The 21,313-nt window shown below is 37.9% G+C and carries 17 protein-coding genes and 1 other annotated feature; of the genes, 16 read left to right on the top strand and 1 reads right to left on the bottom strand.

The window, feature by feature from the left end; all coding sequences use genetic code 11:
• Window positions 1-31 precede the first annotated feature (31 nt).
• The 6 genes from A5844_RS08840 (at window position 32) to A5844_RS08815 (ending at window position 9,181) form a co-directional block, all read left to right on the top strand.
• Window positions 32-2,392 (top strand): endonuclease MutS2, encoded by a 2,361-nt coding sequence (locus A5844_RS08840; protein ID WP_086284833.1) that lies wholly within the window; start codon window positions 32-34, stop codon window positions 2,390-2,392.
• An 86-nt stretch (window positions 2,393-2,478) separates the two neighbouring features.
• Window positions 2,479-2,793, top strand: a complete 315-nt coding sequence (trxA, locus tag A5844_RS08835) for a thioredoxin (protein ID WP_086284832.1) — start codon at window positions 2,479-2,481, stop codon at window positions 2,791-2,793.
• Between the two features lie 195 nt (window positions 2,794-2,988).
• A complete protein-coding gene (gene uvrC, locus A5844_RS08830; RefSeq protein WP_086284831.1) occupies window positions 2,989-4,767 on the top strand; it encodes an excinuclease ABC subunit UvrC in 1,779 nt (592 codons plus the stop codon).
• 147 nt (window positions 4,768-4,914) lie between these two features.
• A complete protein-coding gene (locus tag A5844_RS08825; RefSeq protein WP_086284830.1) occupies window positions 4,915-5,814 on the top strand; it encodes an ABC transporter ATP-binding protein in 900 nt (299 codons plus the stop codon).
• The gene (locus A5844_RS08820; RefSeq protein ID WP_086284829.1) at window positions 5,807-7,069 is read left to right on the top strand and encodes an ABC transporter permease; all 1,263 of its coding nucleotides are present in this window, start codon (window positions 5,807-5,809) and stop codon (window positions 7,067-7,069) included. Before A5844_RS08825 ends, A5844_RS08820 begins: the two co-directional genes overlap by 8 nt.
• A gap of 213 nt (window positions 7,070-7,282) precedes the next feature.
• Entirely contained in the window at window positions 7,283-9,181 is a 1,899-nt protein-coding gene (locus tag A5844_RS08815) for a fructose-1,6-bisphosphatase (RefSeq protein ID WP_086284828.1), read from the top strand.
• Window positions 9,182-9,541: 360 nt separating this feature from the next.
• Here the strand turns inward: A5844_RS08815 and A5844_RS08810 are convergent, their stop codons facing one another.
• Window positions 9,542-10,261: a gamma-glutamyl-gamma-aminobutyrate hydrolase family protein gene (locus A5844_RS08810; RefSeq protein ID WP_086284827.1), complete on the bottom strand. Its 720-nt coding sequence runs from the start codon at window positions 10,259-10,261 to the stop codon at window positions 9,542-9,544.
• 235 nt (window positions 10,262-10,496) lie between these two features.
• Window positions 10,497-10,544 (top strand) — a sequence feature (sodium ion sensor (DUF1646 type); this cis-regulatory element may regulate processes involved in with the transportation of sodium ions).
• Between the two features lie 100 nt (window positions 10,545-10,644).
• Here A5844_RS08810 and A5844_RS08805 point away from each other — a divergent pair.
• The 10 genes from A5844_RS08805 (at window position 10,645) to A5844_RS08760 (ending at window position 20,829) form a co-directional block, all read left to right on the top strand.
• Complete coding sequence (locus A5844_RS08805) at window positions 10,645-10,977, top strand: hypothetical protein (protein ID WP_086284826.1); 333 nt, start codon at window positions 10,645-10,647, stop codon at window positions 10,975-10,977.
• Entirely contained in the window at window positions 10,964-12,958 is a 1,995-nt protein-coding gene (locus A5844_RS08800) for a V-type ATP synthase subunit I (RefSeq protein WP_086284825.1), read from the top strand. Before A5844_RS08805 ends, A5844_RS08800 begins: the two co-directional genes overlap by 14 nt.
• A 23-nt stretch (window positions 12,959-12,981) precedes the next feature.
• Window positions 12,982-13,452, top strand: a complete 471-nt coding sequence (locus A5844_RS08795; RefSeq protein ID WP_086284824.1) for a V-type ATP synthase subunit K — start codon at window positions 12,982-12,984, stop codon at window positions 13,450-13,452.
• A 16-nt stretch (window positions 13,453-13,468) separates the two neighbouring features.
• Window positions 13,469-14,053, top strand: coding sequence for a V-type ATP synthase subunit E family protein (locus tag A5844_RS08790; RefSeq protein WP_086284823.1), 585 nt, complete (start codon window positions 13,469-13,471; stop codon window positions 14,051-14,053).
• Window positions 14,054-14,067: 14 nt separating this feature from the next.
• Entirely contained in the window at window positions 14,068-15,054 is a 987-nt protein-coding gene (locus tag A5844_RS08785) for a V-type ATPase subunit (protein WP_086284822.1), read from the top strand.
• A complete protein-coding gene (locus A5844_RS08780; RefSeq protein WP_086284821.1) occupies window positions 15,044-15,355 on the top strand; it encodes a V-type ATP synthase subunit F in 312 nt (103 codons plus the stop codon). Before A5844_RS08785 ends, A5844_RS08780 begins: the two co-directional genes overlap by 11 nt.
• A 20-nt stretch (window positions 15,356-15,375) precedes the next feature.
• A complete protein-coding gene (locus tag A5844_RS08775; protein ID WP_086284820.1) occupies window positions 15,376-17,157 on the top strand; it encodes a V-type ATP synthase subunit A in 1,782 nt (593 codons plus the stop codon).
• Window positions 17,150-18,526, top strand: a complete 1,377-nt coding sequence (locus A5844_RS08770) for a V-type ATP synthase subunit B (protein WP_086284819.1) — start codon at window positions 17,150-17,152, stop codon at window positions 18,524-18,526. Before A5844_RS08775 ends, A5844_RS08770 begins: the two co-directional genes overlap by 8 nt.
• A 7-nt stretch (window positions 18,527-18,533) precedes the next feature.
• Entirely contained in the window at window positions 18,534-19,169 is a 636-nt protein-coding gene (locus A5844_RS08765) for a V-type ATP synthase subunit D (RefSeq protein WP_086284818.1), read from the top strand.
• Between the two features lie 307 nt (window positions 19,170-19,476).
• Window positions 19,477-20,829 carry a TrkH family potassium uptake protein gene (locus A5844_RS08760; protein ID WP_244610794.1) on the top strand — a complete coding sequence of 451 codons (1,353 nt, stop codon included), beginning with the start codon at window positions 19,477-19,479 and terminating at the stop codon, window positions 20,827-20,829.
• Window positions 20,830-21,313: the final 484 nt, after the last annotated feature.

Below are 21,313 nucleotides of genomic sequence, written 5' to 3'. Positions count from 1 at the left end.
ACCTCTTTTTAGTGAAAGTTAAGGTGATAAAGTGAATAACCGTATCCTTGAAACATTAGAATTTGAAAAAGTAAAACAACATATTCGTCAATTTCTTGTCACCGCACAAGGACAAGAAGAGTTAGCGGCTTTGGTACCGGTCAGTGAAGAAGAAACTATCAAAGCGTGGCTGGATGAGACGGAAGATGGGCTAAAAGTCCAACGTCTGCGTGGAGGTATTCCCATTCCTAAGTTGGAGAATATCCGCCCACATATGAAAAGAATCGAGATCGGGGCAGATTTAAATGGTCTGGAGCTTGCTCAAGTGGCCCGTGTGTTATCCACGACGAGTGAACTTCGCCGCTTTATGGATGATTTAGCCGATAGTGAAATCGAATTTCACCGATTGTATGGTTGGGCAGATCAATTGGTCACTATCCCTGCTTTAAATCGTCGATTGAAAGAAGCAATCGATGAGGACGGTCGTGTCACCGATGATGCTTCAACAGAATTGAAGATCATTCGTCAAAATATTCGTCGAAGTGAACAAGCGGTAAGAGAACAACTTGATAGTCTCGTTCGAGGAAAAAATGCCAAATATTTAAGTGACGCTATCATTACGATGAGAAATGATCGTTATGTGATCCCAGTAAAACAAGAATATCGGGGAGTGTTTGGTGGAGTAGTCCACGATCAAAGTGCTTCTGGACAAACCTTATTCGTTGAACCGAAACAAGTCGTAGATCTCAATAACCGTTTAAGACAATATCAAATAGCAGAGCGAAACGAAATCCAGCGTATTTTAAGTGAGTTATCTGCGGAGCTTGTTCCTCATCGTCAAGAAATCCTCCATAATGCCTATGTATTAGGGAAATTAGATGTGATGAATGCGAAAGCACGCTTTGGTAAAGAGCTGAAGGCAGTGGTACCGACAATTAGTCCAGAAAATCACGTAAATCTGAAACAAGCACGACATCCATTGATCGATCAAGCCAAAGTTGTTCCAAATGACATTACGATTGGAGAAAATTACCAAGCCGTCGTCATTACGGGACCAAATACCGGTGGGAAGACGATTACCTTGAAAACATTAGGTCTATTGCAATTGATGGGACAGTCAGGATTTCCTATTCCAGCTGATGAAGAGAGTCAGATTGGTATCTTTGAAGAAGTCTTTGCAGATATTGGAGATGAACAATCGATCGAGCAAAGTCTGTCGACCTTCTCCTCTCACATGACGAATACAGTTACTATTTTGTCGAAAGTAAATGAGAAAAGTTTAGTACTCTTTGATGAACTTGGTGCTGGAACAGATCCGCAAGAAGGTGCCGCCTTGGCAGTCGCTATCTTAGATGATCTAGGAAAGAAATCTGCGTATGTGATGGCAACTACCCATTATCCTGAACTAAAAGTATATGGGTACAATCGATCAAATACGATCAATGCTAGTATGGAATTTAATGTGGATACCCTCAGTCCAACCTACCATCTATTAATCGGTGTTCCAGGAAGAAGTAATGCCTTTGAGATTTCTAGACGATTAGGGTTAGATCGTCAAGTAATCGAAGAAGCAAAGCAACTCATGAATGACGAAAGTCAGGAATTAAATGAGATGATCACTGATTTAGAAAATCGCAGAAAAATGGCAGAAACTGAATATTTAGAGATGCGCCATTATGTCGATGAAGCACAACAGCTTTATGAAGATTTAAAAGAAGCCTATAGTTATTTCTTTGAAGAACGAGAAAAAGAGCTTGATAAAGCCAAACAAAAAGCCAATCAACTCGTCACTGAAGCGCAGGAAAAAGCCGAAGAGATCATTGCAGATATTCGCAAATTACAGCAACAAGTAGGACAAGGTACAGTCAAAGAACATCAGCTGATCGATGCCAAGACACAATTAGCGAATTTGCATCAAGAAGAACAGCTGAAGAAAAATAAGGTACTAAAAAAAGCCAAAGAACAAAAAACACTAAAACCGGGGGACGAGGTCTTAGTGACAACTTATGGACAACGTGGAACTTTATTACGAAAAAATGGAAACCAATGGCAAGTTGAAATTGGCATTTTGAAAATGAATGTATCGGAAAGTGAACTCATGCCTGTGGCCCGTCAAAAAGAACCAAAACAGCGGGTTGTTCATACCGTTCGTTCTGAATCGGAAAGTCATGTGGAAAATCAGCTTGATTTACGAGGAAAACGTTACGAAGAAGCATTGAATGAAGTGGATCGCTACTTAGATGCAGCGATTTTAGCGGGCTATCCGCAAGTTACGATCGTCCATGGAAAAGGAACAGGCGCATTACGAACGGGAATTACTGATTATTTAAAAAATCATCGTAGTGTGAAAAGTTTCGATTTTGCTCCTGCTAATCAAGGAGGAAATGGAGCAACGATTGTAAAATTCAAATAAAAACTTACTAAAGGTAAGCAAAAATCTCGTGTACTCAGTCAAATGGTGTTATACTATCTATACACGAAGAAATGGAGGTCTTTCATATGTCTCAAGTAATTACAGATGCGACATTTAACCAAGAAACAGATAAAGGATTAGTATTGATTGATTTTTGGGCAACATGGTGTGGACCATGTCGTATGCAAGCACCAATTTTAGACCAATTAGAAGAAGAATACGATGAAGATGAATTTAGAATCGTTAAGATGGATGTAGATGAAAATCCTAAAACGCCTCAAGAATTTGGCATCATGAGTATTCCAACATTACTTTTGAAAAAAGACGGTCAAGTCGTCGAAAAAGCAATTGGTGTTCATTCCAAAGAACAATTGCGTCAAATGATCGATAATCACCTATAAAATAAACGAATAAAAGCTGAGACAACAATCACCTGATTGTTGTCTCGTTTTTTTTGCAAATGAGTCTGATTGTTTAGCAAAAGTTGGGTGGCTAATATAAAGGTAGTGATAAAAAAGTGATCTTGACTTTTTTAAAACATAGAACAGATGTTCATGATATAATAGTTTTATCTGAGAGGTAAAGGAGCAGTCCAAATGAATGAACGAATCAAAAATAAATTAGCGTTACTTCCTGATCAGCCTGGCTGCTATTTGATGAAAGATAAGAATGGCACGATCATTTATGTGGGAAAAGCCAAAGTACTTAAAAATCGAGTACGTTCTTATTTCACAGGAAGTCATAATACAAAAACCGAACGTTTAGTCAGTGAAATTGAAGACTTTGAATATATCGTGACAGAATCAAATATTGAAGCCTTATTACTTGAAATCAATTTGATCAAAAAAAATGACCCAAAATATAATATTATGCTAAAGGATGACAAAACCTATCCTTTTTTGAAAATTACGAATGAAAAATATCCTCGACTTGTGATCACACGAAAAGTGTTAAAAGATAAGGCGGTTTATTTTGGGCCTTATCCTGATGTTGGGGCAGCTAATGAAACAAAAAAAATCCTCGATCGTTTATTTCCATTAAGGAAGTGTAAGCCAAGTCAGACAAAGGAGCCTTGTCTTTATTATCATTTAGGACAATGCTTGTGTCCTTATTTTTTTGATGTAGATCCTGCTGAATATACCAAGATCGTTGAAGAGGTCAAACGGTTTTTAAATGGTGGTCATGAAACAGTGGAAGGTCAGATCCATGAAAAAATGGAACAAGCAGCCGCAAATATGGAATTTGAAAAAGCTGCGGAGTATCGTGATCAGATCCGAGCAATCGAAACGATCATGACACGACAAAAAATGACCAATACAGATTTGATCGATCGGGATGTTTTTGGCTATGCGGTTGATAAAGGATGGATGTGTGTACAAGTATTTTTTGTACGTCAAGGAAAATTGATTGAAAGAGATGTCTCTTTGTTTCCATTCTATAATGAAGCTGAAGAAGATTTCTTAACATATATTGGACAGTTTTATCAAGAAAATGAACATTTCGTTCCAAAAGAAGTCTTGATTCCAAATACAATCGACCAAGCAAGTGTCGAGGCTCTTTTAGAGACAAAAGTCATCCAACCAAAACGTGGGGAAAAGAAAAAATTAGTTGAATTAGCGAACAAGAATGCGAATGTAGCGTTAAATGAGCGCTTCGATCTGATTGCTAGAAAACAAGAGCGAACGATCGGTGCCGTTGAACGTTTAGGAAATGCGATGAATATTCCTACACCCATTCGTATCGAATCCTTTGATAACTCGAATATCATGGGAACCGATCCGGTGGCTGCGATGGTGGTCTTCATCGATGGGAAGCCAGCAAAAAAAGAATATCGAAAATATAAAATCAAAACGGTAGTCGGTCCTGATGACTATGCTTCTATGCGTGAAGTGATCTATCGACGCTATGCCCGAGTGATTCGAGAAGAGTTACCATTGCCTGATTTGATCTTAATTGATGGTGGGAAAGGCCAAGTAGATGTTGCTAAAGACGTATTGGAAAATCAATTGGGGATTGATATCCCGGTTGCTGGGATGGCAAAAAACGATAAGCATAAGACAAATGAGTTATTATTTGGGAATGAACTAGCGGTAGTTCCCTTAGAACGCAACTCACCTGAGTTCTTTTTGTTACAGAGAATTCAAGATGAAGTCCATCGTTTTGCGATTACCTTCCATCGACAATTAAGGAGCAAAAACAGTTTTGCTTCACGACTCGATGAAATCGAAGGTTTAGGACCTAAAAGAAAGAAACAATTATTGAAAGAATTCAAATCATTAAAAAATATCACAGCGGCATCCATTGAAGAACTACAATTAGCTGGATTACCGAAAAATGTTGCACAAAACGTTTTCAATAAACTCCATGAGAAATAGACTAGGGACGCTTTACAAACCGTGTAAAGTGTCCTATCATTTTTATATACGAGAAGAAAAGGAATAATTTTATTCATTTATTTTTTTATTTTTTGTATGCGATTTAAATAAGAATATAACAAGGATAGAGGATAAAGGAGTGAGGCTATGTTAGAGGTGAAAGATCTGGTAAAAACTTTTGGGGACTATACTGCGGTTGACCATGTTTCTTTTCAGATTCCAGATGGTAAGATCATGGGTTTAATCGGGCAAAATGGTGCTGGTAAAACAACGACTTTCCGTTTGATTTTAGATTTTTTAACACAAGATCAAGGAGAAGTTTTGTGGAACGGCCAACGATTAAGTGAAAAAGACTATGATATCATTGGTTATTTACCAGAAGAAAGAGGACTATACCCTAGGGTAACGATCCAAGATCAATTGATTTATTTTGCAGAACTTCGTGGGAAAACAAGAAAAGAGATCGAACCTAAAATCGATTTTTGGATGGAAAAGTTTCAGGTAAAGGGAAAGAAAACAGATAAGGTCAAATCGTTATCGAAAGGAAATCAACAAAAGGTCCAACTGATTGCTACATTGATTCATGAGCCAAAGTTGATTATTTTAGATGAGCCATTTAGCGGATTGGATCCGGTAAATGCTGAATTATTGAAAGATGGCATTATCGAGTTAAAGGAGCATGGTTCTTGTGTGATCTTTTCCAGTCATAATATGGATAATGTAGAAAAGATTTGTGATCATTTGATCATGTTACGTAACGGGAAAATGGTGTTGAATGGAAAAGTCCACGAAATTCGTGAATCGTTTGGACGAACGAAATTATTCCTTGAATCAGGATTATCTCAAGAAGAGGTGGCTGGGATCGAGGGAGTCCAAAAAGTAGTTGAGAAAGAGGATCAGACCTTAGAAATTACTTTATCAGATCCTGATGCGGGGAAAGAAATCTTTACTCGTGCAACTCAATTTGGCTATATTCCTATGTTCAATCAACAACCGCCTACATTAGAAGAAATTTTCAAACTGAAAGCAGGTGAGTTGGATGCGTAAATTTTGGATCATTACAAAAGACGTCTATATAAAAAACGTGAAATCCATTTCATTTCTTATTATGATCTTAGTCCCATTCGTCATGATGGGCATTGTTTATTTAGCAGGGAATTTTGCGCAACAAAATAGTGAAATAAACAAAATCGGTATTCTTTCTGAAGATCAGGAACTTTCAGAATACCTAGGCCAGATCAAAAATGATGAGTTTAAATTTGAAGTGATTCAATCAGAAGCAGATGCTAAAAAAGAACTAGCGGATGAGAAAATCGATGCTTATATGGTTGTTTCCATCAAAGATGAAGAAGTATCGGGTCAATTGTTCAGTGAAGATTCATTGGGACAAACAACCCAACTATTGATCCAACAGCAACTAACAGGGATGCAATCGATGCTTCGTGCGAGTCGCTTAGGTGTTTCTCCTGAAGAAGTGGCTAAACTCAGTCAACCTGCTAACTTCTCCCGTCAAAAAGTTAGTTTTGATTCAGACGGGAAAATGACGATAGGTGAAGATAATTCCACAGTTCAATATGTAGTTAGTTATGTCGCAACGATTGTATTGTTCATTATTATTTTGACATATGCACAAATCATCGCACAAGAAATTGCCTCTGAAAAAGGGACAAGAATCATGGAAGTTATTTTATCCAGTACGACAGCTCAAAAGCATTTTTATGGGAAGCTGTGTGGTGTCTTACTTGTAGCATTGACTCAAATGGGATTGTACGGCATCATTTTTGGTGTTGGATTCAACCAATTCAAAAATATGGAAATGGTCCAAACATTCCTTGATGGAGTGTCTCTAGATAAGATTATTGGTCCATTTCTATGGTATTCACTAGTGTTTATGATCTTTGGTATTTTGATCTTCTCAGTACTAGCTGCATTATGTGGTTCATTAGTGAATAAAGCAGAAGACACCGCAAAAGCGATCCTACCAGTGACCTACCTTTCATTAGGAGGTTATATGTTAGGGTTGATCCTTGGAGCTTCAGATCCCAATAATATTGTGATTCGTGTGACTTCCTATATTCCTTTCCTATCTTCTTATGTCATGCCTGTTCGTTTGGCCAATGAAACGGTAGGTACCGGGGGAGTATTGATTTCATTGTTCACATTAGTTATCGTTACTTTTGTGTTGATGTTCTTATCTGCGAATATGTATAAGTCTAATGTTTTGGTATATAGTGAAGGCGGATTATGGAGTTCCTTGAAACAATCTATTTCAATTATGCGAAATGAACGAAAAAAGAACTAGTTTATTGAGAAAAATTTAAACATAGTAAAAAAATAATCGATTGGCTGTTTTCTTTGATCTAAACCAAAGAGAATTCCAATCGATTTTTTCGTTTAAAATGAAGAATTTGTTCGTTTGAAATTGTATGCCATGAACATTCTTTCGGTTTAAAAATTTGTAAATCTAATGTATGATTTCTATAATTGTAAGTAGACCAATTTTGGAGGCGTTTAGATGGATCGTTATTTGGAATTATTGGCAGAAAAGTTCCCCACAAAAGAAGAAATAGTCACTGAAATCATAAATTTGGAAGCGATTTTACAGCTACCTAAAGGAACAGAATTATTTTTAAGCGATTTGCATGGTGAATTTTCAGCATTTGATCATATTTTAAGAAATGGTTCAGGAAATTTAAAAGAAAAAATAAATGATTTATTTAAAAATACGCTTACCGATGAAGAAATAGGGCGATTAGCCATTTTTGTGGCCTATCCTGAATACACTTTGACGACAAAATGGTATGAACAACAAGATAAGTCGGAATTGATTCACCAGTTGATTGAATTGTTGCGTTTTACGTCCATTAAATATACTCGTTCTAAAGTCAGAAAAGGACTTCCAAAAGAATATTCGTATATTATCGAAGAGTTACTCTACATCGATGATCGCATCCAAGGAAAACAGGCATATGTGGATAAAATCTTGGATCAATTAGTGGAAATGGGGGAAGAAAGAAATTTCCTGACAAAATTAGCTCATGCAATCCAAAAGACGGTGATTGATCACTTACATATCGTAGGCGATATTTTTGATCGTGGAACCCAAGCAGCTAAGGTGATGGATCGGATGATGGATTTTCCCTCTATTGATATTCAATGGGGCAATCATGATATTTTGTGGATTGGCGCTTTTTGTGGTTCAGAAGCTTGCTTATTGACGCTGTTGCGAATCGCAGCGCGTTATAATTATTTGTTTGAACTAGAAAAAGAGTACGGTCTCAACTTGCGTCCACTATTCTCTTTTGCAAATGAACGATATGAAAGAAATACAGCATTTACGCCTAAAAACAGTAAAGAATCGTCTGATCGAGAAAGAGAAGAGATGGAGAAAAGTCATCAAGCCCTTGCCATCATGCAATTCAAGGTGGAATCACAGCTTTTACAACGTAGGCCTGAATTTGAGATGTCTGACCGAGATCTTCTTCAAAAAATCGATTATGGACAACACCTTCTTTCATTAGATGGACGAGAATATTCAATACATGGCGCTTGCTTTCAAACAATCTCTCCAGAATCGCCTGAGATACTATCAGCTGAGGAAAGGCAAGTCATCGATAGTTTGATGTATTCTTTTCAACATTCTTTGAGAATGAAAAAACATATGGATTTCCTCTTGGAAAAAGGTCGGATGTATCTGACAACCAATCAGAGCGTGCTCTTTCATGGTTGTATCCCTGTAGATGAAAAAGGAGAATTTTTAGCCTTTCATTTAGGCGAGCAAACTTATGCAGGTAAGGAGCTTTTAGAATTTTTTGAGCGACAGATCAGAACAAGTATGGAAGATATAAAAGCCAAAAATGATTTAGCAACAGATTTGATTTGGTATGCATGGAGTGGTCCTTATTCTCCTTTATTCGGTAAAAGTAAAATGGCTACTTTTGAACGTTATTTTTTAAAGGAAAAAGAAACCCATGTGGAAGTAAGCAATAGTTATTACCGATTACGTGACGAAGAGTGGTTTAGTGATAAAGTGCGAAAAGAATTTGAAGTAGATTTACTCGGATCAGTGATCATCAACGGGCATACTCCAGTCAAAGTAAGGAAAGGCGAGTCACCAGTCAAAGCCAACGGAACAGTCTTCGTGATTGATGGTGGTTTATCTAAAGCCTATCAAAAAACAACAGGGATTGCTGGTTATTCTTTGCTTTGCAATTCTTATGGTTTCCAAATCGTGACACACTATCCCTTCATTGGGATTGAAGAACAATTTGCAAATCACAGTAGCCATGCTCAACTCAAAAAAGTAATTGATAAACAACTGCCAAGAAAACTAAATCGTGACACGACTAAAGGAATCGAACTACAGCGCCAAATCAATCAGTTGAAAGAATTGTTAGCATACAAAAAGTCATGAAAGAAGTGATTTGCACTGAGGCGTAAGATAGAAAATGGCTTTCACATTTATTATTTTTCTACCTTATGACCAAAGTGCAGCTGTTGGAATGCCGATTATCAAGGTAGTGACAACAACATTTATCTGAGGTTGTAAGAGAAGGGGGAATTTGAATAGTAAGACAAAAAAACGAAAAATAGTTTCTCCTATTTTACGATTTTTTGTCTTAGTACCGAAGAACACCTTCTAGAATACTGTTTAACAGTATTTGTGAGAGAAGAGATCTGATCTGGGCCTATAAGATAGGAAAACGAAAAATAGTTTCGCATATTTTCTCAAGTTCCCACTTAATATTGAAGGATTTTTTGTAAGTTTATATACTCAAAGGTCTTGTACAAAAAAATCAAAGATTTCTTGGTCCACAGGATTTGTTTGATGGCTTAATTCTGGATGCCATTGAACGCCTAATAGACGAGTGTCTTCTGTTTGACTTTCAACTGCTTCGATCAAACCATCAGGTGAAAAGGCGATAGCTTTGAGCGAAGGAGCAAGGTCTTTGATCGCCTGATGATGATAGGAATTGACATAGCAACTCTCTTTAACTAAAGGTGAAAGCAATGTATCAGGTGAGGCGTTGATCTCATGGGTTGTAAATTGTGGAGGAGTCGGCTGTTGGTCGTGTTTAATAGTCCACTGTGGATAAAGTGACAAGTCTTGATAGAGTGTCCCACCCAATGTAACATTGAGAAGTTGCATGCCACGACAAACAGCAAAAATTGGTTTCTTTTGTTTCAAAGCTTCTAATATCAGGGCTTGTTCGAATAAATCTCGCTGCTTGTTTACTCCACCTAACTTTGGATGTGGTGCTTCTCCATATAGATCAGGGCTAATATCTTGTCCACCAGCAAGTAGTAGTTTATCGATTTTTTGGATAAATGCTGCTGCGCTTTCTGGAGAAGAAATTGGTAGAACTATAGGTAAGCCACCTGCTTGGGTAACTGCGTTGACAAATCCTTGTGGCGTATAAGTTACTTGATTTCCTTGAAATGTATCGATTGCTTTGGTTAATTGATTGGCGGCAATTCCGATCGTTGATTGCATGAAAATTCCTCCATCTTACATTCTTTTTTTATCATCTACTTTTTGTTTGAAAAGTATAAAAATACCATGTATGAAATATTTTCGTTTTTTTCTCATCCATTATATAATAGGAGGAGTAATTAACAAAACTTGTTTACTTAACGATCAATAGAGGATAGACTAGTATTTATTTCAATTAGGATAGTTGCAATTTCCCTTGGATTTGTTATAATTGGTAGCGTGAATTAAATAAAAAGGTTGGGCGCAAGCTTCAAGGATCAATTTCTTCAAGGGGTGAGAAGAATATTTGTTTGAAGGTGCCTAATTTATTAAAGTTATCTTTAAGAGGTACATACTTTCAATGAAAAAAGAAAGAATGTACCTCTTTTTTTTACAGAAAGGATGTGGAAATCGTGTTAGAAGCTTTAGAGAAAATCCAAAAAGCGGAAGAAATGAATGAACGTACATTTCAAGAACTTCGGCAAGAATTAAGAAGTTACGAAAAAGTAAAAGAAGACGAATTGGAAAAATTACAAGACTCTCAGCGTCTACAACTAGCAAGAATGATTGAAGAGAAAACCGACTTCGAAAAGCAACAAGTAACTAGAGAAAAAGAAGAGTTGGCGAAGGAAGCCCATAAACTTCAGATGATCGTGCAAGAGCAATATCAAAAATATCGCAAAGAAGCAGTCGAAGCAATAATTGAAAGGGTGAAAGAAACTTATGGCCGTCACTAAGATGGAAAAAGTCACTCTCATTTCTGATAAACGTAATCAAGATGCGATATTACAAGCTGTTCAAGGGATCCAGAATGTCGAAATTAGAGATCTTTTTCAAGAAACCTCAAACAATCAATGGGTGGATACTTATTTTCCAAAGGTTGCTATTTTTGAAAAAGAACCGCTTGTCAATGCGTTAAAGAATCGTATCTTACAGACGAGAGAAGCCATCCAGTTTATCGAGCATCATGGCGATAAACAGCAAAAAAAGCAGCATCTTAAACGTCAAGAACTCACGTTGCAAGAGTTAGCTGAAAATTATTCAGAAGAAGATTTCACGAAAAAATTAGAAGAAATATTAAGTTTAAAGAAACAATGGGAAACACTCACTGAACAACGAAATGAGCTCGCTTCTGAAGAAGAATGGCTCGTTCATTGGTATGGATTAGATGTTTCACCAAAACATGCGGTCAGTAAAGAGACTGATTTAGTGATCGGTAGTATCAATGTAGCTAATTATCCAGATTTCTCAGAAGAAATCCAAAAGATCAATGGTGTATATTTGGAAGAGGTCAGTTCGAATGAGCATTTCGTCTACTTGTCTTATGTTTCATTGAAATCTATGAGACCCTCTATCGAAGAAGTCACTGGTCGCTATGGTTTTGTGAAAGAGGACTATCCGTATGACACACCACCCAAGGAACAATTACAAAAAATAAAAAATAAGCTGACAAATTGTCAGGAAGAACAAAAAAAGTTAGCGGTGAAAATCGGTAACTGCAGTAACTATATCCAAGAATTGCAGTGGGCAGAAGAAAACTTATTAGCTATGTCAGAACGTGAAGCAGTGAAAGACCGCTTTATCCACGCACCTTATTTAATCGTTGTTCAAGGTTGGATCGGTGAAGAAGAAAAACAAGAATTGAACCAACAATTGTCAAAATCACTATCTGCGGAAGATATTTTTATCAGCTTTGAAGAACCAACCGATGAGGAAATCAAAGGAGAAGTTCCAACGAAATTGAAGAATCATCCTTTGGTGGCACCCTTTGAAATGTTGACAGAGATGTATAGTTTGCCTAAATATCAGGAAATCGATCCAACTCCTTGGATGATGCCATTTTATCTGGTATTTTTCGGGATGATGGTGGCAGATATCGGCTATGGTTTACTCATGTTGATTGGGGCGATTGCAGCCCAAAAATTAATGGTTCTACCTCGAGGGATGAAACAGTTCGCTAAATTTTTTGAAATTTTAGCCTTTCCATCCATTATCTGGGGATTTATTTACAGCTCATTCTTTGGTCAAGCTTTGCCAAAAGAGGTATTTGGGATTCATTTACCTTTTCCGATTTTATCCACGACCGAAGATGTTAACACTATTTTGATTTTGTCAGTAATCTTTGGATTGATCCAAATACTAGTAGGATTGTTTATTGCAGCTAAAGAGCATATCAAGCATAAAGCTTACGTGGATGCAGTCAATGATGGTTTTGCTTGGCAAGGGATATTGGTTGGCCTGATATTGATATTGATTGGTGCGATGCTGATTAAAAACGATGCCTTGGTTTATTTAGGCGCTGGCTTAGCTATTCTCTCGGCATTATGTATCTTGATTATTCCGATTTTTCAATCTTCATCAAAAATCAAAGGTATAGCAAAAGGAGCTTATAGTTTGTATGGACTAACTGGCTATATTGGTGATTTGGTCAGTTACACGCGTTTGATGGCATTAGGGATCTCTGGAGGAAGTATTGCAGCAGCATTTAACATGTTGGTTGCTTTTATGCCACCAGCTGCCCGCTTTAGTATTGGGATTTTATTGATTATCGCTTTACATGCGTTAAACATGTTTTTGACGTTATTGAGTGCCTATGTCCATGGCGCAAGGTTACAATATGTTGAGTTTTTCGGGAAATTTTATACAGGAGGCGGGCGCGCCTTCAAACCGTTGAAAACAGCGGAAAAATACGTAAATATTAATCATAAGAAAAAATAGAATAGGTTGGAGGAATCTTAAAAATGATGGATTATTTAATTAGCCAAAATGGCGGAATGGTATTTGCAGTATTAGCAATGGCAACAGCAACAATTTTTTCAGGTATTGGTTCAGCAAAAGGTGTGGGAATGACAGGTGAAGCAGCAGCAGCGTTGACAACGAGTCAACCTGAAAAATTTGGACAAGCATTGATTCTACAATTGCTTCCAGGTACACAAGGACTTTATGGATTCGTTATCGCCTTTTTGATTTTTATCAATCTAGGTAGTGATATGTCAGTAGTCCAAGGATTGAACTTTTTAGGTGCATCTTTACCAATTGCATTCACTGGTTTGTTTTCTGGTATTGCTCAAGGGAAAGTGGCAGCAGCTGGTATTCAAATTTTGGCGAAAAAACCGGAACATGCGACTAAAGGGATCATCTTTGCCGCTATGGTGGAAACCTATGCGATCTTAGGGTTTGTTATTTCCTTCCTACTCGTTTTGAATGCCTAATTAAGGGGGAAAAAGAATGAACGCCATTGATACAATCATCAAACAGATGAATGAAACAGCGCAAGCAGAACGAGCGGCGTTTGAAGAAGCAGAACGGGCAAAAATCGATCAGCAGATCAATGCCGAACGTATGCGTATAGAAGCAGAATATGAAAAACAAAAAGCCAAAGAGTTGGAGACAATCGAAAAAACGTATCGACAACTTAGAAATCGACAACAAGTGGAAGTCCGACAATCAGCGCTAAATGAAAAGCAAGAATTTTTGCGTCGGTTATTTGAAGAAGCGCAACAAGAATTAGAAACATGGGAAGCATCAAAACAACTTGATTTTATGGAAGCATGTCTCCACTCACTTTCTTTGTCTGGCGAAGTCATTTTGATTCCAGGAGAGAAGTCTGTTTCGCTCCTAACAAAAGACGTAGTAGAACAATGGAATCAAGCACTTCCCTTTACTCTTTGTTTGAGTGAACAGGTAGTACCTAAACAATCAGGCTTTTTAATTGATGATCAAGGAGTGCAATATAATTTTGTATATAGCAATTTGATCCAGGAAGTCCAAGAAAAGATGCGTTTTGAAATTGCCAAACAACTATTTGAGTAAGGAGGGATCAATCAATGAATTATCATGAACTAAATCCCTTGATTCGTGCCAGAGAACTGGAACTTTTATCCAAAGAGGAATTTGAACGGATGATCCATGCCAATTCGATCGAAGCACTAGGTGAGATTTTAAAGACAACCGTTTATCATCCTTATATCCATGAAGGGTTTGAGTATGATTTTGAAGCCAATCTATTGAAGGAGTCAGGCGAATTATTCACTTGGTTGAAAGAAAACGCACCAGAGCCAGAAATCGTCTGGATCTATACCATGCGTTACACATTCCATAATTTAAAAGTATTAACGAAGGCTGAAATGACAGGAGAGAATCTGGATCATTTGTATCGAAATGACGGCTTTTACTCTCTTGAAACATTGAAGCAAGCGATTCACACCCAACAGTCAACAGAACTTGCACCGCAACTACTTGAAAGTATTAAAGAAGTTCATGAGTATTGTGAAGAATCAGCTATTTTACAAGGAATTGATGTGATTTATGATCGGTATTTTTTAACCGAGCAACGACGGCTTGGAGAAAAGCTTGGTTCCCCAGAATTATTGGAAGAAATCATTGCTTTTATTGATTTGACCAATATCACCACGATGGCTAGGGGGATCATCCAACAACGTTCAAAAGGGTTTATGTCAACCGTTCTATCAAGTTCGGGCACGATTCCTAAAGAAGCATTTTTGGATTTCGTGAAAAGCGACGAGGAGACGTATTTGAACTTTTTACAAACGACAGATTATCGTCAATTTTTAGCACCCGCCATTCAAGATGGGAAACTAAACTTTATCAAATTAGAACAAATGAAAGACGATTATCTGACGTCTCTTTATCAGGCTGCACAGACACAAGCATTTGGCCCCTTACCATTGTTAGCTTTTTTAAATGCAAAAGAAGTAGAAATGAAAAACCTTCGTTTGTTGATCATTGGGAAAAGAAACCATTTTGATCAAGAAACGATCAGAGAAAGGGTGAGACAAGTCTATGACGCATAAAATTGGAGTTGTTGGCGATAAAGACTCTGTTTTACCATTCAAACTATTTGGATTTGATGTACAATATGCAACAAGTCAACAAGAAGTAAGAAAAAAAATTGAAGAGATGGTCAAAAAATCGTATGGTGTCATCTATGTGACGGAACAATGTGCCAAGATGAGTCCAGAAACGATTGAACGCTATAAGGAAACAATGACGCCAGCAATCGTCCTTATTCCTAGCCATCAAGGAGCCATGGGGATCGGTGTTGCTGAAATACAAAAGAGCGTAGAAAAAGCAGTTGGACAAAATATCTTATAGAAAGTAAAGGAGATAGTGCATTGCAAATTGGAGAAATTATAAAAGTCTCTGGCCCTCTCGTGATGGCAAAAAACATGTCGGATGCCAGCATCCAAGATATGTGCTTAGTGGGAGAGTTAGGAGTCATCGGTGAAATCATTGAGATGCGCGGTGACGTTGCATCAATACAGGTATATGAAGAAACTTCAGGGATCGGACCTGGTGAACCTGTACGTTCAACCGGCGAAGCTTTATCAGTCGAATTGGGTCCTGGAATTATTGCTCAGATGTTTGATGGCATCCAACGACCGTTGGATACATTTATGGAAACGACCCAAAGTAACTTTTTAGCACGCGGTGTACAGTTGCCTGCTTTAGATCATGAAAAAAAATGGTGGTTTGAAGCAACGAAAAAAGTGGGAGATGAAGTCAGTGCCGGAGATATTATCGGGACTGTGGCTGAAACAAAAGTCATTGAACACAAAATAATGGTTCCAAATGGTGTAAAAGGAACGATCACAAGAATCGAAAAAGGGTCTTTCACCATTGATGAAACGATCTGTGTCATCGAGACACCAGATGGTTCCAAAGAATTGACCATGCTACAAAAGTGGCCAGTTCGTCGTGGTCGTCCAATCAAAGAAAAATTGAATCCTGACGCACCAATGATTACAGGACAACGAGTGATTGATACATTCTTCCCAGTGACTAAAGGCGGTGCAGCTGCTGTTCCTGGTCCATTCGGTGCAGGTAAAACGGTGGTTCAGCATCAAATTGCTAAATGGGCAGATGTAGACTTAGTTGTCTACGTTGGTTGTGGGGAACGTGGAAATGAAATGACAGATGTGTTGAACGAGTTTCCAGAATTGATTGACCCAAATACCGGTGAGTCTTTGATGGAACGAACGGTGTTGATTGCGAATACCTCCAACATGCCAGTAGCGGCCCGTGAGGCTTCGATCTACACAGGAATTACTATTGCAGAGTATTTCCGTGATATGGGTTATGATGTAGCAATCATGGCGGATTCGACTTCTCGTTGGGCAGAAGCATTGCGTGAAATGAGTGGACGGTTGGAAGAAATGCCTGGGGATGAAGGATATCCTGCTTATCTTGGTTCTCGTTTAGCAGAGTATTATGAACGTTCGGGTAGAGTGATTGCTTTAGGGTCAGATGAACGTGAAGGAAGTATTACGGCGATTAGTGCGGTTTCTCCTTCAGGTGGGGACGTGTCAGAACCAGTAACTCAAAATACCTTACGAGTAGTGAAAGTCTTTTGGGGCTTAGACTCAACTTTAGCCCAAAAACGTCATTTCCCTTCTATCAACTGGATTCAAAGTTATTCCTTATACTCTACCGAAGTAGGTCGCTATATGGATCAGATCCTTCAAGCAAATTGGGCTGAAATGGTGGCAGAAGGAATGCGTATTTTGCAACAAGAAGAACAATTAAATGAAATCGTACGTCTTGTTGGGATTGATTCTCTTTCAGATAATGATCGTTTGACACTAGAAGTTGCCAAATCAATTCGTGAAGATTATCTACAGCAAAATGCGTTTGATGATGTGGATACATTTACTTCAAGAGAAAAACAATTTAAAATGCTGAAAATGATTTTGACGTTTGGTGAAGAAGCTAGAAAGGCTATTTCACTAGGAGCTTATTTGAGCGAAATCATGAAAGGTACGGTTATGTTGAGAGAACGGATCGGCCGAAGCAAATTCATTCCAGAAACTGAACTAAACAAACTGGATATGATCCAATCAGAAATCAAGGAGACGATTCAACAAATCGTTTCAGAAGGGGGAATGACCGATGATTAAAGAATATCGTACAATTGGAGAAGTGGTCGGACCTTTGATGGCGGTTGAGAAAGTCTCCGGTGTGAAATACGAAGAATTGATCGAAGTCCGTATGCAAAACGGGGAGATCCGACGTGGACAAGTATTAGAAGTACAAGAAGATAAAGCAATGGTGCAAATTTTTGAAGGAACGAGTGGTATCAACTTAAGAGATTCCTCTGTTCGTTTTCTAGGACATCCACTCGAATTAGGCGTTTCAGAAGATATGATCGGTCGTGTCTTTGATGGCTTAGGTCGTCCAAAAGATAATGGACCAGAAATCTTGCCAGAAAAATATTTGGACATCAATGGAGAAGTAATCAATCCTGTGGCTAGAGATTATCCTGATGAGTTCATTCAAACAGGGATTTCAGCGATCGATCATCTAAACACCTTAGTCAGAGGACAAAAATTACCTGTATTTTCAGGTTCAGGGTTACCTCACAAAGAGTTGGCTGCACAGATTGCTAGACAGGCGACTGTGTTAGATTCTTCCGATGATTTTGCGGTTGTTTTTGCAGCAATCGGGATTACATTTGAAGAAGCAGAATTTTTCATGGAAGATTTCCGTCAAACTGGTGCCATTGATCGTTCGGTGATGTTTATGAATTTAGCCAATGATCCAGCGATTGAACGGATTGCTACACCACGTATGGCATTAACTGCTGCTGAGTATTTAGCTTATGAAAAAGGCATGCACGTATTAGTAATCATGACAGATATGACCAACTATGCGGAAGCTTTACGAGAAATCTCGGCTGCGCGTCGTGAAGTACCAGGCCGTCGTGGTTATCCAGGTTACTTATATACGAACTTAGCAACGTTGTATGAACGTGCTGGACGAATCAGAGGATTGAAAGGATCGGTTACTCAAATCCCGATTCTGACGATGCCTGAAGATGATAAAACCCATCCAATCCCTGACTTGACAGGCTATATCACGGAAGGACAAATCATCTTAACGAGAGAACTTTATAAGAGTGGGATCCAGCCACCGATTGATGTACTACCTTCTCTTTCCCGTTTAAAAGACAAAGGAACAGGTGAAGGGAAAACAAGAGGAGACCATGCGGCAACAATGAACCAGCTTTTTGCGGCTTATGCACAAGGAAAACAAGCAAAAGAATTAGCAGTTGTATTAGGAGAGTCTGCTTTATCAGACATTGATAAAATCTATGCAAAATTTGCTGACCGTTTTGAAAAAGAATACGTCAATCAAGGATTCTACACAAACCGTTCAATTGCCGAAACACTTGATCTAGGCTGGGAACTTTTAGCGATGCTTCCACGAACGGAGTTAAAACGGATCAAAGACGATCTGCTTGACCAATATCTGCCAGAAGGGGAGTGAGTGTCAAATGGTTCGATTAAATGTAAATCCCACACGAATGGAATTGACGCGACTGAAGAAACAAATGACCACTGCGACAAGAGGTCATAAGTTACTGAAAGACAAACAAGATGAGTTGATGCGACAGTTCATTTTATTGATTCGTAAAAATAATGAATTGCGACAAGAAGTGGAAAAAGAGATGACTGCTGCAATGAGTGATTTTGTCCTTGCAAAGGCATCTATCCCTGAAGCATTTATCGATGAATTGTTTGTTTTACCAGCTGAAAATGTAGAATTGTCGGTAGTTGAAAAGAATATCATGAGCGTTAAAGTACCAATCATGAATTTTCAATACGATGAACAGTTGGGCGATACACCTGTTGAGTATGGGTATCTTAATTCAAATGCTGAATTGGACCGCTCGATTGATCGTTTTACAGCATTTTTGCCAAAGTTGCTGGAATTGACTGAAATAGAAAAAACTTGCCAATTGATGGCAGGTGAGATTGAAAAAACACGACGAAGAGTCAATGCGTTGGAATATATGACGATCCCTCAGTTAGAAGAAACGATTTACTATATCAAAATGAAACTTGAAGAAAATGAACGTGCGGAAGTCACTCGTCTGATCAAAGTGAAAAATATGGGACAAAATGCTTAAGTTTATTTTATTTGAAGTCGAGATAAAAATATAGCGTGAAAAGCTTTTTAGCTCCAAGTATAATGATAGGTCGCATACTAGATAAACTCTATATGCTTACCCATTTGAGTACTTGGAGCTATTTGTTCAACATGATCAGTACTTCTTGAAGAGAAAAATGGGCCAGTGTTGTACATATAGATGATCAAAAAATAGTTTTTGTTTTTATTGTCATCTTTGTTAAACCAATGTATGATGTACATAAGCTAAAAATGTTATTTTTTTGTGCCGGCTTTATAAATGAATGATGATCCTTTTAAAGGAGTGAATAGAAATAAAAAAGAAACTGAAAAGGCAACTTTTACCCGTACAATTGATTGCTGTTGGCTTTTTTTTATTGATTTTACTGGGTGGAAGTCTATTGTCTCTCCCATATTTTAGTAATAGTGGTGAACCAACTGATTTTCTTGATGCCTTCTTTACAGCAACTTCTGCGGTATGTGTGACTGGCTTGACCACATTGAATACGGCCGCTCATTGGAATGAAGCAGGCCAATTTTTGATCATGGTGATGATTGAGATTGGCGGATTAGGTTTTATGGTGATACCGATCATCTTTTTTGCACTCGCAAAGAAGAAAGTTAGTTTTAGTATGCGTATCGTTTTGAAGGAAGCCTTGAACCTTGAAAAAGTTTCAGGAGTTATGAATTTGATGCTTTATATTTTGAAATTTGCCGTATTGATCCAAATATTAGGAGCATTTGCTCTTAGTTTCACTTTTGTACCCACGTATGGTTGGTCAAAAGGAATCTGGTATAGTATTTTTCATGCAGTTTCAAGTTTCTGTAATGCCGGTTTTGACTTACTAGGGGATAGTTTGATCAATGATCAGCAAAATGTTTACCTGATTATGGTTGTCTCTGCATTGATTGTAGCTGGTGGATTAGGATTTATTGTTTGGCGTGATTTACTGAGTTTTCGTCAGATAAAAAAGATCACGTTACATTCTAAAATTGCATTGACGGTTACGGCTGTTTTACTTGTTGGTGGTTTTATCATCTTTTTGTTTACAGAAAAGAATGCGACACATCTTGTTGACGGGACGTGGCCACAAAGACTAGCGAATACTTTCTTTATGAGTGTCACCCCTAGAACAGCTGGCTATACTTCGGTCGATTATCTGCATATGAGTCATGCTGGTTTGATCATGACGATGTTTTTGATGTATATCGGAGGAACCTCGGGATCAACAGCCGGGGGACTAAAGACGACAACTTTAGGAATCCTATTTATACAAATGCATGCGACATTCAAAGGGAAAACACGTGCAGAAGCGTTTGGACGAACCATCAGACCAGCGGCAGTATTACGTGCCCTCACCTTGTTTTTCATTACGCTGACTTTATGTGTGACTGCGATCATGATCTTATCAATTACCGAAACAATCCCTGAAACTTCTGGAATCGAATACATTGCTTTTGAAGTGTTTTCTGCTTTTGGTACGGTCGGTCTTACGATGGGATTGACACCAGATCTTACATCGATAGGAAAATTAGTGATCATTGCCTTGATGTATATCGGGCGTGTCGGTGTCATGACGGTTGTCTTTTCATTGTTAGTCAAAAGCAATAAAGCAGAAGCAAAATACAAATATCCAGAAGAAAGTGTATTGATTGGCTAAGGTTCAGATGTAGCTGTTTTAAAAAAAAAGAAAAAATAATTTGAGCGGTAGTTATTAGAGAAGAATTTTTCTTGAGTGATTAAAGCGTAAAAGCGTGGGGCAAAAGTATTATATACTTTTGTTCCACGCTTTTAATATGTATAACAGCAGAAACATCTACTTCGATAATAAGAAGGAGTTAAACGTTTCTGTTCCAGCCTTTTTTTGTCTTAATTTGAAAAAAATATAACATATATGATGAAAAAAGGAAAATCTATAAAAAAATTACCTAGCTTGATGGCTGTGCTATGTCCATGTTATCCCGTTTTGTCGATTGACTTGTTCCTGATAACTCTTTTGAAGTGAGAACTTTGGAGGCAAGTTAAGTAAGTGTATATCCTTACAAAGAAAAGATTCATTCCTATGTTAAAGCTATAGGTAAATCTTCTAACATAAGATTTCCAACAAAATTAAAAAACGTATTCATTGTGCCTCAGTATAATAT

Source organism: Candidatus Enterococcus wittei (genome assembly GCF_002140175.1).
GTDB lineage: Bacteria > Bacillota > Bacilli > Lactobacillales > Enterococcaceae > Enterococcus_B > Enterococcus_B wittei.
Note: the sequence above shows the minus strand (reverse complement) of the source record. Positions and strands in the feature narration are given on the sequence as shown.